17 protein-coding genes are annotated in these 16146 nt (G+C 41.5%); all 17 read right to left on the reverse strand.

All coding sequences use genetic code 11. The annotated features are described in order from the left end of the window. Nucleotides 1–104: 104 nt before the first annotated feature. The 17 genes from NSQ52_RS11755 to NSQ52_RS11835 all read right to left on the reverse strand — a co-directional run bounded on the left by NSQ52_RS11755 (nucleotide 105) and on the right by NSQ52_RS11835 (nucleotide 16113). Nucleotides 105–926: a pyruvate, water dikinase regulatory protein gene (locus tag NSQ52_RS11755; protein WP_008342399.1), complete on the reverse strand. Its 822-nt coding sequence runs from the start codon at nucleotides 924–926 to the stop codon at nucleotides 105–107. Between the two features lie 25 nt (nucleotides 927–951). Beyond that, on the reverse strand, nucleotides 952–1590 hold the full coding sequence (locus NSQ52_RS11760) for a helix-turn-helix transcriptional regulator (RefSeq protein WP_024423017.1): 639 nt from the start codon (nucleotides 1588–1590) through the stop codon (nucleotides 952–954). A gap of 166 nt (nucleotides 1591–1756) precedes the next feature. Beyond that, nucleotides 1757–3802, reverse strand: a complete 2046-nt coding sequence (glyS, locus tag NSQ52_RS11765; protein ID WP_342473354.1) for a glycine--tRNA ligase subunit beta — start codon at nucleotides 3800–3802, stop codon at nucleotides 1757–1759. Next, nucleotides 3795–4682, reverse strand: a complete 888-nt coding sequence (gene glyQ, locus NSQ52_RS11770; RefSeq protein WP_003217487.1) for a glycine--tRNA ligase subunit alpha — start codon at nucleotides 4680–4682, stop codon at nucleotides 3795–3797. Before glyQ ends, glyS begins: the two co-directional genes overlap by 8 nt. A gap of 329 nt (nucleotides 4683–5011) precedes the next feature. Next, nucleotides 5012–5782, reverse strand: coding sequence for a DNA repair protein RecO (gene recO / locus NSQ52_RS11775; RefSeq protein ID WP_008342406.1), 771 nt, complete (start codon nucleotides 5780–5782; stop codon nucleotides 5012–5014). Nucleotides 5783–5817: 35 nt separating this feature from the next. Then, nucleotides 5818–5961 (reverse strand): YqzL family protein, encoded by a 144-nt coding sequence (locus NSQ52_RS11780; protein ID WP_008342408.1) that lies wholly within the window; start codon nucleotides 5959–5961, stop codon nucleotides 5818–5820. Between the two features lie 147 nt (nucleotides 5962–6108). Next, the gene (gene era / locus NSQ52_RS11785) at nucleotides 6109–7014 is read right to left on the reverse strand and encodes a GTPase Era (RefSeq protein WP_007501305.1); all 906 of its coding nucleotides are present in this window, start codon (nucleotides 7012–7014) and stop codon (nucleotides 6109–6111) included. Then, nucleotides 7007–7405 (reverse strand): cytidine deaminase, encoded by a 399-nt coding sequence (locus NSQ52_RS11790; RefSeq protein ID WP_008342410.1) that lies wholly within the window; start codon nucleotides 7403–7405, stop codon nucleotides 7007–7009. Before NSQ52_RS11790 ends, era begins: the two co-directional genes overlap by 8 nt. A 112-nt stretch (nucleotides 7406–7517) precedes the next feature. Continuing rightward, nucleotides 7518–7904 carry a diacylglycerol kinase family protein gene (locus NSQ52_RS11795; RefSeq protein ID WP_024718818.1) on the reverse strand — a complete coding sequence of 129 codons (387 nt, stop codon included), beginning with the start codon at nucleotides 7902–7904 and terminating at the stop codon, nucleotides 7518–7520. After that, the gene (gene ybeY, locus NSQ52_RS11800; protein ID WP_007501310.1) at nucleotides 7882–8361 is read right to left on the reverse strand and encodes an rRNA maturation RNase YbeY; all 480 of its coding nucleotides are present in this window, start codon (nucleotides 8359–8361) and stop codon (nucleotides 7882–7884) included. The genes NSQ52_RS11795 and ybeY overlap by 23 nt, the downstream gene beginning before the upstream one ends. Next, nucleotides 8362–10452 carry an HD family phosphohydrolase gene (locus NSQ52_RS11805; protein WP_173408463.1) on the reverse strand — a complete coding sequence of 697 codons (2091 nt, stop codon included), beginning with the start codon at nucleotides 10450–10452 and terminating at the stop codon, nucleotides 8362–8364. A gap of 138 nt (nucleotides 10453–10590) precedes the next feature. Next, nucleotides 10591–11550, reverse strand: a complete 960-nt coding sequence (locus tag NSQ52_RS11810; RefSeq protein ID WP_008342419.1) for a PhoH family protein — start codon at nucleotides 11548–11550, stop codon at nucleotides 10591–10593. Between the two features lie 3 nt (nucleotides 11551–11553). Then, nucleotides 11554–12744: a sporulation protein YqfD gene (gene yqfD / locus NSQ52_RS11815; RefSeq protein WP_217966988.1), complete on the reverse strand. Its 1191-nt coding sequence runs from the start codon at nucleotides 12742–12744 to the stop codon at nucleotides 11554–11556. Between the two features lie 18 nt (nucleotides 12745–12762). Continuing rightward, nucleotides 12763–13044 carry a sporulation protein YqfC gene (gene yqfC / locus NSQ52_RS11820; protein WP_012010618.1) on the reverse strand — a complete coding sequence of 94 codons (282 nt, stop codon included), beginning with the start codon at nucleotides 13042–13044 and terminating at the stop codon, nucleotides 12763–12765. Nucleotides 13045–13250: 206 nt separating this feature from the next. Then, nucleotides 13251–13748: a hypothetical protein gene (locus NSQ52_RS11825; RefSeq protein ID WP_024718815.1), complete on the reverse strand. Its 498-nt coding sequence runs from the start codon at nucleotides 13746–13748 to the stop codon at nucleotides 13251–13253. Nucleotides 13749–13779: 31 nt separating this feature from the next. Next, nucleotides 13780–14772 carry a flotillin-like protein FloA gene (floA, locus tag NSQ52_RS11830; protein WP_008356247.1) on the reverse strand — a complete coding sequence of 331 codons (993 nt, stop codon included), beginning with the start codon at nucleotides 14770–14772 and terminating at the stop codon, nucleotides 13780–13782. Between the two features lie 27 nt (nucleotides 14773–14799). Beyond that, a complete protein-coding gene (locus tag NSQ52_RS11835; protein WP_058336632.1) occupies nucleotides 14800–16113 on the reverse strand; it encodes a nodulation protein NfeD in 1314 nt (437 codons plus the stop codon). Between the last annotated feature and the right edge of the window lie 33 nt (nucleotides 16114–16146).

Below are 16146 nucleotides of genomic sequence, written 5' to 3' on the forward strand. Positions count from 1 at the left end.
ATTTTATCACAATTTTTTATTATAATACAAATGCAGCAAATATGCCATTGTTTTTGTTTACCCGTTTCCCACCATAGGAAAAACCCAGGAGGAGCATCCTGAGTTTATTCGGAACCTCTTTTGGTCAGCATTTGATGAATGACATTTGCTGTCTCCTCAACTGCTTTATTCGATACATCCACAACTTGACAGTTAATTCGGTCAACCACTTTTTCGAAATATTCTAGTTCCTCTTTAATCCGCTCGATATTCGCATAAATGGCACGGTCATTTAAACCGAGTGATTTTAAACGTTCTTTACGGATATGATTTAGTTTGTCTGGACTAATTTTCAGACCGATGCATTTTTTTGGATCAACTGAGAATAACTCCTCTGGCGGATCAACTTCAGGAACAATCGGAACGTTTGCTACCTTCAAGCGTTTATGTGCTAAGTACTGAGAAAGTGGTGTCTTAGACGTACGCGATACACCAATCAGCACAATATCAGCCTTTAGAATACCTCTTGGGTCCCGGCCATCATCATATTTCACAGCGAACTCAATGGCTTCTACCTTTTTAAAATAGTCCTCATCTAATTGACGTACACGACCTGGCTCATGTTTCGCTTCATTTCCATATGCCGTCTCCATTTTATCAATAAGTGGACCGATAATGTCATAGTACACGACGCCATTCGCTTCTGCTTCTTCTATTAAGAATTGGCGCATTTCTGGCACAACAAGAGTAAAGCAAACGATCCCATTATCTGCTTTCGCCAATGAAATCACTTCTTTAATCGTACCGACATCCTCTACATATGGGATTCTTCTAATATTTGAATGGTCGGATGAGCCGCCATCAAATTGGCTAAGTGCCGCTTTGACCACGAGCTCTGCCGTTTCTCCTACTGAATCTGATACAACAAAAATTACGCGATTACTCATAACATCCCCTCGCAGTCTTCTGTAATTAGATAATTTCGTTCTCTGATAAGCTAACAAGTATTTTCGTCATGTTTGTTTTCGTAATTCTGCCGACCACTTCAAAGCCTTTATCCGTATCTTTTATAACAGGAAGTGCATCTATTTGCTTTTCAATCAAGTGCTTGGCCACATCCATAATAAAATCTTCTTTGCGGCAAACGGTAATGTTCGGCATTCTTGTCATAATAATATGGACAGGTATAGATGGAAGCTCTTGTTTCCCAATACTTGCTCGAAGGAGGTCTTTTCTTGATAACACGCCTGTTAAAATAGAGTGATCGTCCACAACGAATAATGTGCCCACATCCTCTAAAAACATCGTACAAATCGCATCATAAACCGAAACATTCTCGTGTATCACGACCGGAATGGACTGAAAATCTTTCACTTGAAGTTTTTTCAGCTTATCTGCCAGAAGCTGCGTGCCTGTTTTGCCTGTAAAAAAGTAGCCGACCCTTGGTCTTGCTTCTAAAAAGCCAGACATCGTTAAAATGGCTAAATCCGGTCTGAGGGTAGCCCTTGTTAAGTTCAGCCGATCGGCGATATGCTCTCCAGTGATCGGACCATTCTCTTTGACAATCTGTAAAATCTGCTCTTGCCGTTTATTTAACTCGATTGTACTCACCACCTTTAAATAGAGAGAGCGAATCCTTACTTTATGTATATCAATTTCATAACTCATCATATTATAGCGCATCTTCGTCCGAATGAAACAAAAATCCACTCAAAAACCGTGAATTAAATGAGTAAAAAACGATTGCCCTTCGAAAAAGGCAACCGTTCTTAGGTATTTATTTTACAATTAAATTGTTCATATTCGCAAATGATTGAATGACTTTTGCAAGTTTGACCATTTGTGCCAAACGATTTTGTTTCAGTTTTTCATCATCGGCATGAACCATGGTATGGTCGAAATAATGAACAATTGGTGCTTTTAACGTATCTAACGCTTCAAGTGCTGATTGGTACTGACCTTTTGCCATATACTCGCTGACGGCTTTTTCCGCTTGCTGATACGCTTCAAATAGCTTTTGTTCGTGTTCATTTTCAAACAGTTCAGGCTGAATCTGTGCGTCTTCCCCTTTTTTACTGATTGAAATGACGCGGCCTAGTGCCTCAGCCGTTTCTTTGAAACTCTCCTGTTTCACGCTCTCTTCAAGAACAGCCGCTTTTTTCACAACCGCATATGGTTCAATATTTTCAACATCAAGGACTGCTTCCACCACGTCATGACGGATATGTTCTGCTTGGAGAACATATTTCAAACGGTGTGTTAAAAATTCAATGAGAGCCGCTTCATGTTTTGCATCTACTTGAGCTAGTGCTAAAAGCTCTTTAAATGAAAGATTCCATTGGCGGTCGAGCAGGATTTGAACGATACCGCTCGCTTGTCTTCTTAATCCATAAGGATCTTGAGAGCCCGTTGGAATGACATCAATTGAGAAGAATGAACAAATAGAATCTAACTTATCCGCCACTGCAACAATCGCCCCAATAAGTGTTGACGGCGCATCGTCACCGGCAAAACGCGGCATATAGTGCTCGTTGATACTCTTTGCCACTTCTTCATGCTCGCCAAGTGCTCTAGCATATTTTTCACCCATGATTCCTTGCAGTTCTGGGAATTCATAGACCATCTGAGTCACAAGGTCAAATTTAGAGATACTAGCTGCTCTTGCAGCGCGTTTAGACGTTTCTTCATCTGCACCCACATGACTAGCAAGGCGGACGGCAATGTCTGTTACTCTTTTCAGCTTGTCGCCAATCGTGCCAAGTTTCTCATGGAATACGACTTTATCAAGCTTTTGAATGTTGTCTTCAATGACGAGTTTTTCGTCTTCTTTATAGAAAAATGCCGCATCTGATAAACGTGCACGAAGGACCTTTTCGTTCCCTCTTGCCACATTTTCAAGTGCCTCACTGTTCCCGTTTCTGACCGTAATAAAATGCGGCAGTAATTCCCCTTGTTCATTTTTCACTGGGAAATAACGCTGATGCTCTTTCATTGTCGTGACAAGCACTTCTTCTGGCAGCGCAAGAAATTCTTCTTCAAAAGAACCAAATAGAACGGTTGGATATTCAACGAGATCGTTCACTTCTTCTAGAAGCTCAGGATCAACTGGAATGACCCAGCCTTTTTCGGAAGAAAGGGCATGTAATTGCTCAGTAATTAATTGTTTTCTTTTATCTGAATCAACAATGACAAATTGATCTCTTAATGTTTGCTCATAAGAAGCTGGTGTGTCAATGCTGGCTGTCGTCCCTAGGAAACGATGTCCTCTAGTCTCCCGTCCGCTTTTCACTCCTGCAATTTCGACAGGAATGATCTCTTGACCAAATAAGCAAACAATCCATTTAATTGGACGGATATAGCGTAAATCCTCGCTTCCCCATCTCATGTTCTTTGGAAAACTCAATGAAGCGGCAATGTCCCCCAATGCTGGAAGAAGGTCTTTGACTTGCTTACCTTCTTGAAACTTTTGGACATGGACATAATCCACACCTTTGATGTCTTTGAAATACAGATCATCAGTTGAAGCGCCTTGTCCGCGGGCAAAACCTTCGGCAGCTTTTGTCCAATTGCCTTCAGCATCTTGAGCAATCTTTTTAGCCGGTCCTTTTGCTTCTTCTTTGATGTCCTCTTGTTTTTCTGCAACACCTTTGACGAGTACAGCTAGACGTCTTGGTGAATTAAATAAAGCAACGTCTTCGAATGAAATATTTTGCGCTACGAACCAAGCTTTTACTTTGTCACCTAGCTGCTTTGTGCTTTCTGGCATGAAACGAGCCGGCATCTCTTCTAAGCCGATTTCAAGTAATACATCTTGTTTATTCATGAGAAGCCGCCTCCTCTTTTAGCATAGGGAATCCTAGTTTTTCTCGTTCTTCGTAATATGTTTTGGCTACTTTTCTCGCTAACTGACGTACTCTTCCGATATAGCCTGTTCGCTCAGTCACAGAAATCGCGCCTTTGGCATCAAGCAGGTTAAATGTGTGAGAACATTTGAGTACATAATCATATGCTGGGTGAACAAGCCCTTTGTCCATTTGGCTATGTGCTTCTTTTTCATATGTTGTAAATAAATCGAACAGCATATCCGTATTAGATGTTTCAAACGTATACACAGAATGCTCGTATTCAGCCATTAAGAATAAATCTCTTACAGTAAAGCCATCTGTCCATTCAAGGTCAAATACATTTTCTTTGTCCTGGATGTAAGAAGCAAGACGCTCAATTCCGTATGTGATTTCAACAGAAACTGGCTTACATTCTAAACCGCCGACTTGCTGGAAATACGTAAATTGCGTAATTTCCATTCCATCAAGCCAAACTTCCCAGCCAAGTCCTGCGCAGCCAAGAGATGGGTTCTCCCAGTTGTCTTCCACAAAACGAATATCATGTTTCAGCGGGTCAATGCCAAGCGCCTTCAATGATTCTAGATACAGTTCTTGAATATTGTCAGGTGATGGCTTAATGATCACTTGAAATTGATGATGTTGATACAATCTGTTTGGGTTTTCTCCATATCTACCGTCAGCCGGGCGTCTTGAAGGTTCTACATAGGCTACCTTCCATGGCTCTGGCCCAATGCTTCTGAGGAACGTGTATGGACTCATCGTTCCAGCACCTTTTTCTGTGTCATATGCCTGCATTAATACGCAGCCTTCATTTGACCAATGCTTTTGCAGTGTCAAAATCATGTCTTGAATATTCAATGATCGCACCTCCATCTTTTTTACACCATCCGCTATGTATGGCGGTGGGGCCTAGAACCTTTTTGCAAAACACAAAAACTCCCGTCTCTATGCTCACAAGGTTCCTTGCAAACATAGGGACGAGAGTTTTTCCCGCGGTTCCACCCTATTTGCTGGTGTCGTAGCACCCAGCCGCTTTGTTTTACGTTGCTCAAGAATGCCTTTCGTTACGTGTCCATCCTTAGCTCACACCGCCCTAAGGTCGCTTTTATGGCTGATACGTAAGTACTTCTTTCTGTCAATGCAACATATTTGATCTTAGATGATCTTACAAAAAGTCACGAGAGATGTCAACTTTTGTTTTCACCGTCCATTAGCTTTTTCATGGATTCCATTTGATTCATGAATTTTTTTGATTTTAAATAAAGACCTGAATACTCTTCATAATAATGATCGAGCACTTGACGAATTTCTTGTTTCGTTTGTGGTTTCACGTCAACCTGACCAAGCCTTGATAAATCAAAATAATGAAACAAACGGAGCAGTCTTGCTGCTGCTGGGGATAAGGGCAGTTTATATGGATCTTTAGAAAAGCATTGCTTACAGATGAATCCGTTATCTCTAATTGAGAAATGGAACTGCCCTTCTTTTTGACCGCAGTGTACACATTGGTCCAGTTCAGGCTTCAACCCCATCACTGACAGCATTTTAACCTCTACGATAAATAAAATAATATCAGCATCTGTGCCTTCATTGAGATGGCGTAAAGATTGAAGAAGAAGTTCAAACAAGTAAGGGTTTGGCTTCTTTTCTTCTGTTCCTTTATCAAGTAATTCTGTCATATATGCGGCATATGCGGTCAGAAATAAATCTTCCCGAATGGTTCGCATGCTTTCCATCATTTCACCTTGCTGGAGCGTTCCAAGTCCTGTTGATGATTGGATCAGGAAGGTTCCGTATAAAAACGGCTGGCTTATGGCTGACAGGCGGCTGTTCGATTTCTTAGCGCCCCTTGCCATCACACCAATTTTCCCATGTTCTCTAGTGAGCAGCGTGACAATTTTGTTTGTTTCGCCATAATCTGTTGTTCTAAGGACGATTCCTTCACTTTTAATGAGCATTTGTCTACACTCCGAGCGTTGGAGGGGGTCAAGAATTATAAGATTGGAAAATCAAGTCGTGCTATTTCTTCTTCAAGTACATCGGGTCTTTCCAGGTTCTCCTTTTCTAACTCTTTGAAAAGCAGATACGTGTCAACGCTTCCTGTTTGTGAAAATACGTTCCATGTAAAATTCAACATAAAAACCCCACCTTTCTTTATTAGAAGCAGCAACGCTACATCCAACATATTAACTTTATCTTGACCAGGCTACCTCCATTTCATGATAAACAATTTTTACTAATCGAACCGCACCATTGTCAGATCTACTAACAACTGTATCGGTTTTTAATATTCGTCTTCTCTAAATCCGAAATCACGAAGATGTGTGGATTTATTACGCCAGTCCTTCTGCACTTTTACCCAAAGCTCTAAATACACCTTTGAGCCTAAAAGTGCTTCAATGTCTCTGCGCGCTTTTTGTCCCACTTCTTTTAATAAGCTGCCGCGCTTACCAATCACAATCCCTTTTTGTGAATCACGTTCTACGACGATGGTCGCTGCAACATGAATCTTGCCGTTTTCATCTGGCTTGATCGATTCAATCGCAACCGCAATACTGTGAGGGATCTCTTCTCTCGTTAAATGCAGCACTTTTTCACGAATTAATTCAGAAATAATAAATCGCTCTGGGTGATCTGTTACTTGATCTGCCGGATAAAATTGAGGGCCTTCTGGAAGATAACCTTCAATTTGCTGAAGAAGCGTATCAATGTTGTTGCCTTCAAGTGCTGAAATTGGCACAATTTCCTTAAATGGGTAACGTGTGCGGTATTCATCAATTAAAAGGAACAGTTCATCCGGATGAATTTGGTCAATTTTATTGACGACAAGGAACACCGGTGTCGATGTTTGCTTTAGTCGTTCAATGATGAATTCATCACCTTTTCCATAGCCTTCCTGTGCGTTGATCATAAACAGGATCAGGTCGACTTCCTTGAGTGTATTTTGAGCCACCCTCATCATAAAATCGCCAAGTTTGTGCTTCGGTTTATGAATTCCTGGTGTATCGATAAAAATCGTTTGTGACGTGTTCGTTGTCAGAACACCTTGCACTTTGTTTCGAGTCGTTTGGGGCTTATCACTCATAATCGCAATCTTTTGTCCAATCACACGATTAAGAAAGGTCGATTTCCCTACATTTGGTCTTCCAATAATTGATACAAATCCTGATTTGAAGCTTTCGTTAGTCATTTAAATCCTCCGGTGAAAATGCGCCTGGCAATAGTTCGTTTACTGTCGTTTCGTATATATGTCCTTTTAAGTTCGTTAGAATCACTGGCATATCAGGTGCACATAGCTCTGAAATGACCTGTCTGCATGCGCCGCATGGTGAAACAGGTCGATCTGTATCAGCCACTACTGCAAGCATTTGAAAAGATGTGATGCCCTCTGAGTAAGCTTTAAAAAGTGCTGTTCTTTCCGCACAATTACACATACCATATGCTGCATTTTCAATATTGCAGCCGCCATACACTTTTCCGTCATGCGATAATAATGCTGCACCGACTTTGAATTTAGAATAGGGTACATATGCAAAATCTCTTGCTTTGACTGCTTCTGAAATCAACTCTTGTTTGTTCATTCTAGTTCCCACTTTCAGAAGAAATGGTACCACTGTCACATTTATATTTTACATAATTCACGTGACATTTTCACGCCCATTTCTAAAAATGTTAATAAATAGTAATATTGTTCTATTGCATGATCTTCGGTAAGAAGATCATCAACCCAATCATAACCGAAATGGCGGCGTAAACGCAAACAGCGCCTGCTGCCGCGTCCTTCGCTCTCTCAGCAAGAGGATGCTTCTCTTCTGTGAAAAGATCTACTGTATGTTCAATCGCTGTATTCACAAGTTCTAACGCAAACATCCCGCCGCATAAAAGCAGAATGATCATCCATTCAACCGGATGAATGTGAAACCAAAAGCCGCAAATCACCACGATGATGGCTGCGACTGTGTGAAACCGAAAATTCCGTTCATTCAAGAAAGTTCGCCATATTCCTCTAAATGCATAATAAAAACTCCGAAAAAAACGGACAAGCGGCGTTCGCTTCTTACGATGATCTCGAAAGGCCATAATCATCCAAGATTTTTGTCTGTTTGGCGAACATTTCTTTTTCATCTTCTTCTGTCATATGATCATAACCAAGCAAATGAAGAAAACCATGAATCGTTAAAAATCCTAGCTCTCTCATAAAGGAATGTCCATATTCCTCTGCTTGCTCTTTCGTACGATCAACACTAATGATAATGTCACCAAGTACAGGCGGAATGTCATCAGCTCCAATGATTTCAATTTCCCCTTCGCCTTCTTCCTCAAGGGCAAATGAAATTACATCTGTTGGTGCATCTTTTCCTCGGTATTCTTTATTAATTTGATGAATTTCTTCATTTGAAACGATCGATACTGATACTTCTGCTTGATCTTTTACTTCAAGAGCATCCGCAGCAAATTGAAGAAGTTTTTCCACTTCTTCAAGCTGCTCTTTCGATACTTGTCCTGTTTCATCTATTAAATCGATTAACAATGTCATTTACTTCACCTTCTGCTTCGGGGCATCTGGATATTCAATCCGAGAATGGAAAATCCCCTTTAATGTTGTACAAATTGTTTGGCTAATAATATTTAATTCTTTAAATGTCAGATCACATTCACTAAATTGTCCATCCTGCATCTTATCTGAAATAATGCCCTTCACAAGCTTTTCAATCCGCTCAGGGTTTGGATTATGCATCGAACGAACCGCCGCTTCCACGCTGTCAGCTACAGAAATAATGGCCGCTTCTTTCGATTGCGGTTTTGGACCAGGATAACGAAATTCTTCTTCTGTCACCTGATCATCCCGTTCTTTTGCCTTATAGTAAAAGAACTTCAGCAGGGACTTTCCGTGATGCTGTTCTGCAATGTCCACAAGTTCCTCTGGAAACTTCTTTTCTCTCAGCATTTCAGCACCATCTGTCGTATGGGCAATAATAATATTCTTGCTCAGCTGAGGAGAAAGCTTGTCGTGCGGATTATCAATGTTCATTTGGTTTTCAATAAAGTATTGGGGTCTTTTCGTTTTTCCAATGTCATGATAATAAGCTCCAACCCTCGCTAACAATCCATTTGCACCGACTGCTTCACATGCAGCATCCGCTAAATTCGCCACCATGACACTATGATGATATGTACCTGGCGTCTCTGTTAAGATCTTTTTCAGTAGCGGATGATTCGGGTTCGATAATTCAATAAGCTTCATGGTCGAAAGAATGCCAAACATGCTCTCAAAGACTGGCATTAACCCAATAACCAGAATAGCCGATGCAAACCCTGACACAATCGCCATGATGAGGTTCACACCTATTTCAAGCCCTGATGGAGAAGAATTTTGAATCAGCGTAATGGACAGCACGACAAGTACATTCACCAAAGCTACCCAAAGCCCCGCCTGCAAAATTTTCGATCTTGCATTGTGTTTTCTCAAAAATAAAATTCCTGCCATCCCGCTTATTAGATAATAAGCACAGATGACATAGTTAAAGACACCTGTTACTCCTTGATTAAACATCATACTGCCGCAAAGGGCAAATACAAGGCCGGAGAAGATTGCCAGCCGCTCATTGATCAGCAGCTTAATCAGCATCGTACCAAGTGCAACAGGCACGACATAGCCTATGGTCGTATACTTCGTTTCCTGGAAGAGACTGAATACTTCCATGATGATTAAAATGATGGTGAAAATGAGCGAGTACAGCAGTAATGATTTATTCTTATGGACGAGCGACTTTTTCCTCGATTCCAGTGAGTGGACAATCGCCGCTAAGAAGAGACCGATTAAGATGATAAGACCGCTTACAGGCTTAAACAAATTGGAGCTGTTTAAAAGGCCGGTCAGTTCTAATTTGCGATAAACTTCGCGGTCAATGAGCTCTCCTTCTTCCACTAAAATTTGCCCTTGCTTGATTTGAACCGGCTGGATATTATCAGCTGCTTCTTGTCTTTTCTTCTCTGTTGCGACCGGGTCAAATACATAGTTTGGAATAATCGCAAATTCACCAATTTCTTTCGCTGCATTTAAATATTTTGATGGAATCGAATTGTTTTCAAGCTCTGCTTTCACTTGTTTCTTTTCATCTTGCAGCTTAGAAGCTGTGATTTCTTTACCCATGAGAGAATTGACCACTGTGATGATGGAATCCTTTGTAAAAGAAAGGTTTTCGTCACTTGCTTGGAGCAGTGCTTTAATCGATTGATCCGAAACAGCTTCCTGCATATCCGTTGTGAGTTTTTCTTTTACACGCTTCACCATCTCTTGATCTGTTGGCGGGTTCTCTTTATCATCAGCTGCTGCTTTCTTCTCTTCTTTAATGGCTTCAAAGAGGGATGAAATGAGGTCAACACGATTATCAGAATACGCTTTTTTGAGTGTATATTGGTCTTCTACTTGATCCGTTGCTTCTTGTTTCTTTTCTTCTGTTGCTTCTTGATCATCAACGGTAGACGGAGAATAGATGGTCTGCTCGCTCACTGAAAACAAATCTAGGTCGAGCGATTCAGGCTTTACATGGAAGAAGAGCACCACAAACAGAATGGCTGCTAAACCAGCGTATAGCAGTACGTTTAAATAGCGTGAGCGCTCCATTTTTTGAGGTTCTTTTTTAGACAGCAGTCTTTTTCGCTTACTGCCTTTCTGATTCTTTCTCAAGGAAAGTACCTCCTTTTTTACTTTAAACCACGATCGAAACAAAATGACCCGATTAAGGCGATCGGGTCACTCAGTTCATTTTTGCTTTTCGTATGCTCCAATGATCTTCGCCACAAGCGGGTGTCTGACCACATCTGTCTGATCTAATTCAATGAATGAGATACCCTTGATCTCAGCAAGCATGTCCTTTGCAGCCGCAAGACCTGACTGCATACCTTTAGGCAGGTCAATTTGTGTAATATCTCCTGTAATGACCATTTTAGAACCAAAGCCTAGTCTCGTCAAAAACATTTTCATTTGAGCTGGCGTTGTATTCTGCGCTTCATCTAAAATCACAAATGCATCATCAAGCGTCCGCCCTCTCATATAGGCAAGAGGGGCAATTTCAATCACTCCGCGCTCAATTAAACGTTCCGTATGATCACTGCCAAGCACATCGTGCAGAGCATCATATAGCGGTCTTAAATAAGGATCGACTTTTTCTTTTAAATCTCCTGGCAAAAAGCCAAGACTTTCCCCTGCTTCAACAGCTGGCCTTGTCAGGATAATCCGTTTGACATGTCCATTTTTCAGGGCATGTACGGCGTTGACCACTGCCAAATACGTTTTACCTGTACCAGCAGGTCCAATCCCAAAGACCAGATCATCTTTTTTCATTGCCGCAGCATATTCACGCTGGCCGATCGTTTTGACTCTGATCGACTTTCCTTTGGCATTTTTCGTAATTTCATCTTCATACATATTTTCAAAATAATTGAGCTTGTCTTTTTGCGCCATTTTAATGGCATAGACGACATCCCGTTCAGAAATCTCAATTCCTTTACGAATGAGATGTAAGAGAGATGTAATCAAACGGCTCACAGTATCTCTTGATGCTTCCTGACCAGAAACATACACTTTCTCTCCACGTGTGATAATGGAGACATTCAGCTCGTTTTCCATCAGTTTCAGATAAGCATCTTGATTGCCAAATAAAGCAATGGCTTCGTTTGGGCTATCCAATTTTTGTTGAATCTCAAGTAAATGTTCTGTCATTCTCTAGTCTCCCTGAACAATAGGTGTTGGTTGAACAATATCTTCTATTACTTGGTAAAGGATGATTAACTTAACTTTACCATTCCCTGTTGTCTCGTGCAAAACTTTTTCACTTTTCACCTCACCTGTTTGACCTAGCTTTTCTTCTAATTCTTTTTTACCCATTTTAATCCCTGCTTGAACCGCTTCTTTATTTGTGTATTCTCGATTTATTTTTTCACTTTCTCGTGTGATTTCCTTTTCATAGGAGAAGGGCAGCTCAATATTTAAGAAATGAAGCGGGTGAACTTCTGTTTCTGTTTTCGGCTGCTGAAAATCATCTTTTTTAAAGGAAAATCCCCAAAATGGGATGGAGCCTCCAAATAAGGAGAGCTTGTGCTTTGTCTTCATTTTACCCGTAAAGACATCAAAAGATGTTCGGAGAGGGACAGAAACTTCAGATCGGTACCATGTTTCACCATAGATTTTCGCTTTGGCTCCGACCGTTTTTTTCTGATCTTCACTCCCAATTAAACCTGAGACGAGCATCTGCCCTTTTTTCACATGCTCATCGACCTGGGCAAGCGGTTCCCCCTTTTCTACATACATTCTCGTGATGACCGCCTTTTTCTTGGCAACGATGTGCTGAGGACTCGTATATTTCTCCTTTTCAGGTTCATTTTTTTCGACCACTTTCATTTGAAACGTCGTTCCGTTCAGTTCAACTCCGACCCATGTAATGCTCTGAATATTGGTCGTCAATGACTTTTGTATTTTTTCAGGGGTCCCCATGAGAAACTGAAAACGCCCTTTTTGTACCCCTATTTCGTCCAGATGCTTTCTCATTTGGTGTTCTGTTTCTGGATTCGCACCTTTAATCTCAATTTTCCACACCATATTTGAAAGAGCCAATATCGTCACTAGGAAAAAAGCCATCCCGAGGGTAAATCCAATATTTCTTCTCGACCATAGAAGAAGAAACGGGAACCCTTTCTTTTGATGAAATGAACATTTCACCTCATGATGTCTGCGCACTTTTCTAAAGGCATGTACATCTGAGAGGCGAATAAATAAGCGCACGCTGTCTTGACGGCGGCTCACTTGAAAAATTGTGATCCCCTGTCTCGTGCACTCATTGATCAGCCGCTCAATACCGCTTCCTCTTATCTCTACTTCCACTCTGCCAATAAAATAGGCAAACCATTTGTTCTTCACGTTTCTCCCCTCCGTCAGTTAAGAATCAATATAACGGACCTCATCGATTTTCCCCTCTAATAAGATCTCTTCTGGCAAAATCGTTTTAATCACAAAGTCTTTTCCTGAAATAATGCACTGTCCTTGCTTGAGCATCAGCCTTACCTCTTGATCACTGAAAAGTAAAAGCCCTTTATGGTTCTCTATGTAAATATGGAGTCTGCCAACCATCGTAATACGGGGAAGATCCATCATCACGTCCGGAGGGATTTCAAGTGTTCTTGTCAGCCATGCTTTAAGTCGATTTTTTCTTTTGCCCATTCAATAAGAACCCCTTCCCACCTCATGTGTATGAGATCAAACTGAAAGATGGTGAGACTGATGAGAAAGCCTCTATATCATCCTATTCCTCAGCGGTTCATATCATGCTAATGAATCCCGTAAAACAGCCGTTTCATCATTTTGACTAAGAAAAGTCTCCATTACGCAACAAAAAAGCCCCCTTAAGGATGAGGGGACTTACTTCTTTATCTTTTATATGGTCGTTTCATCGTTCGATGCGGCTTTTTCGCACGAGGCTCTCCAAATACTTCACCAAGGATCATCCCTTGAACGACCGTATCTTGGTTGAGTTTCTCAATCATTTTTGGCTTCATTCCAGCAGATGCTGCTTTTGGCCTTGTAAGTTCTCTTTCAAGCGATTGAAACTCTTTATTCAGCTCGCTTTTTCTTTCTTCCATTTCGGCAAGTGTAGCGGTATAACGATCCTGTAAGGATTGTGAACCTTGTTTCTTCATCCCGCCATGATCATGTACATCGCCAAAATCGTCAAGCTGGTCCGTTACGACCGGATCTGGACTTGTTTGTTTTGTTTGCTTTTGCGGCACTGGTTTACGCTGAGGAGCCGGTTTGTTTTGCTGGTTCTTTTGTTCGTTCTCCTCTTGTTTACCGATTTTCCCAAAGACCGCAGAGATAATACCGATGATAATCGCTATTAGTAACGGATTTTCAAATAGAATGTCCAATGGGCTCCCTCCTTAAAGCGTGAGAGGATGCTTATTTGTTTTCATTATCAGATGGACCTTTTGTCATTTTGCCAAATGAATCTCTCATATCCGTATCAGCATCGATATTCTTAATGTTCATGTAGTCCATGACACCGATATTACCTTCACGTAGTGCTTCGGCCATTGCAAGTGGTACTTCAGCCTCTGCTTCTACTACTTTCGCGCGCATTTCTTCAACTCTCGCACGCATTTCTTGTTCTTGTGCAACAGCCATCGCGCGGCGTTCTTCTGCTTTCGCCTGTGCAATGTTTTTGTCGGCTTCTGCTTGGTCTGTCTGCAGGATTGCCCCGATGTTCTTACCGATATCAACATCTGCGATATCAATCGAGAGAATTTCAAATGCTGTACCTGAATCTAATCCTTTACCAAGAACGGTTTGAGAAATCATATCAGGATTTTCAAGAACCTTTTTATGATTATCTGATGAACCGATTGTCGAAACAATCCCTTCACCTACACGAGCAATGATCGTTTCTTCCCCTGCACCACCGACAAGCCTGTCAATGTTTGCACGAACTGTAATACGTGCTTTTGCTTTTACTTCAATCCCGTCCATTGCAACACCTGAGATAAATGGTGTTTCAATGACTTTAGGGTTTACACTCATTTGGACAGCTTCAAGTACGTCACGGCCTGCTAGGTCGATTGCCGCACAGCGAGCAAAGTTCAATTCGATATTCGCACGCTGAGCTGCGATCAGTGCGTTGATCACGCGGTCTACGTTACCACCTGCAAGATAGTGGCTTTCTAATTGGTTAATCGTCGCATCAAGACCTGCTTTATGCGCTTTGATGAGCGGGTTGACCACTCGGTTTGGAATCACTCGGCGAAGCCTCATTCCTACAAGTGTAAAAATGCTCACTCTTACGCCAGCCGCTAGGGCAGAAATCCACAGCATCACCGGTACAAAGGTGAAGAAGATCGATAGAACGATCAAACCTGCTGCGATAATCACAAATAATAGTAAAGTAGATGGATCCATTTTATTCCTCCTATAAAATCAGTATATCTATACTTTCCTCACGACAATGCGTGAGCCTTCCGCTTTCACAATTTTTACTTGTTCATCCTTATCGATAAAAGCACCTTCTGACACAACATCAATGCGCTCGTCTCCGAATACAATCGTACCAGATGGACGAAGTGCTGTTGCTGTCACTGCGATTTGTCCTACAAGATCATCTCTTGTTTCATTTGAGACATAACCACTTTCTTTATTGGTTGAATCGGTTAAAATGAACTTTTTAAAAAATTTCATACGTTTCCCCAACACCTTTGTCAATAAAATAACTGCTATGATTGAAACAGCAGTGGCAATCAAGATGGAAATCGCCATTTCTGTAAAGCTTCCAGCTGCTAAAAATAAGCTGACAACGACACAGATTAGTCCAATGACACCCACGATTCCCCCTGGCAAAAATAATTCCAGAATGATCAACACAATCCCTGCCAAAAACAGGAACAATGTCTCATATCCTGCAAAACCTGCCACGAGATGACCATAAAAGAATAGAAGAAGCGCTGTGACTCCCATGGTGCCTGGGACCCCAAAGCCCGGAGAATATAATTCAACAATTAACCCTAAGCTCGCGATGGATAAAAGGATAGGAATGACGATCGGATGCGTGAGAAAACGCGCAACCTTTTCAGCAAAGCTCACTTCATCGTATTGAACAGAGGCACCTGCTAAGTTCAGTTTCTGAAGCAAGTCATCCATATTTTTCGCTTCTCCTTCCGCATAACCGAACTGAAGCGCCCGATCTGTGTTAAAGGTCAGCAGTTCTCCTTTTGGTGCACCAGCTTCTTTTGCGTCTATATCTACATCTGCCATCGCAAGAGCATATTTTGGATCACGCCCCTGCTTTTCAGCAGCGTCACTCATTTCAGCAAGCCATAGAGATTCAGATTTTTGATCGGCAGCGTTGCCTTCACCGTCAATGATCGCAGCAGCCCCCATCTTTCCGTTTGGGGTCATATAAATTTGATCGGCATTTAGGGCAATGAATGCCCCGGCTGAAAGCGCTCTATGATTCACAAACGCTGTCACTGGGATGTCGGATGCACGAATGGTATCGGCTATTTCAAGCGCCGCATCGACTGCACCACCTGGTGTATTGATGTCGAGAATGATGTGCTTCGCCCGTTCCGACTTTGCCTGCTCAAATGATCGTTCAATGAATTTAGAAAGTCCTTTTTCTACTGTATCTTCAATTGGGATAACATGAACTTTCTGATCTGCTGATTTCGCGGTCAATTGAACCCCTAATAACAAGCATATTATAAAACAACTGAAGAGAGCAATAGAAATTTTCATTTTTTTCATCTATTTGGTGATCCCCCCTCTCTTTCTTTCATT

It is taken from the genome of Bacillus sp. FSL W8-1141 (genome assembly GCF_038593205.1).
In the GTDB taxonomy this organism is placed as follows: domain Bacteria; phylum Bacillota; class Bacilli; order Bacillales; family Bacillaceae; genus Bacillus; species Bacillus altitudinis.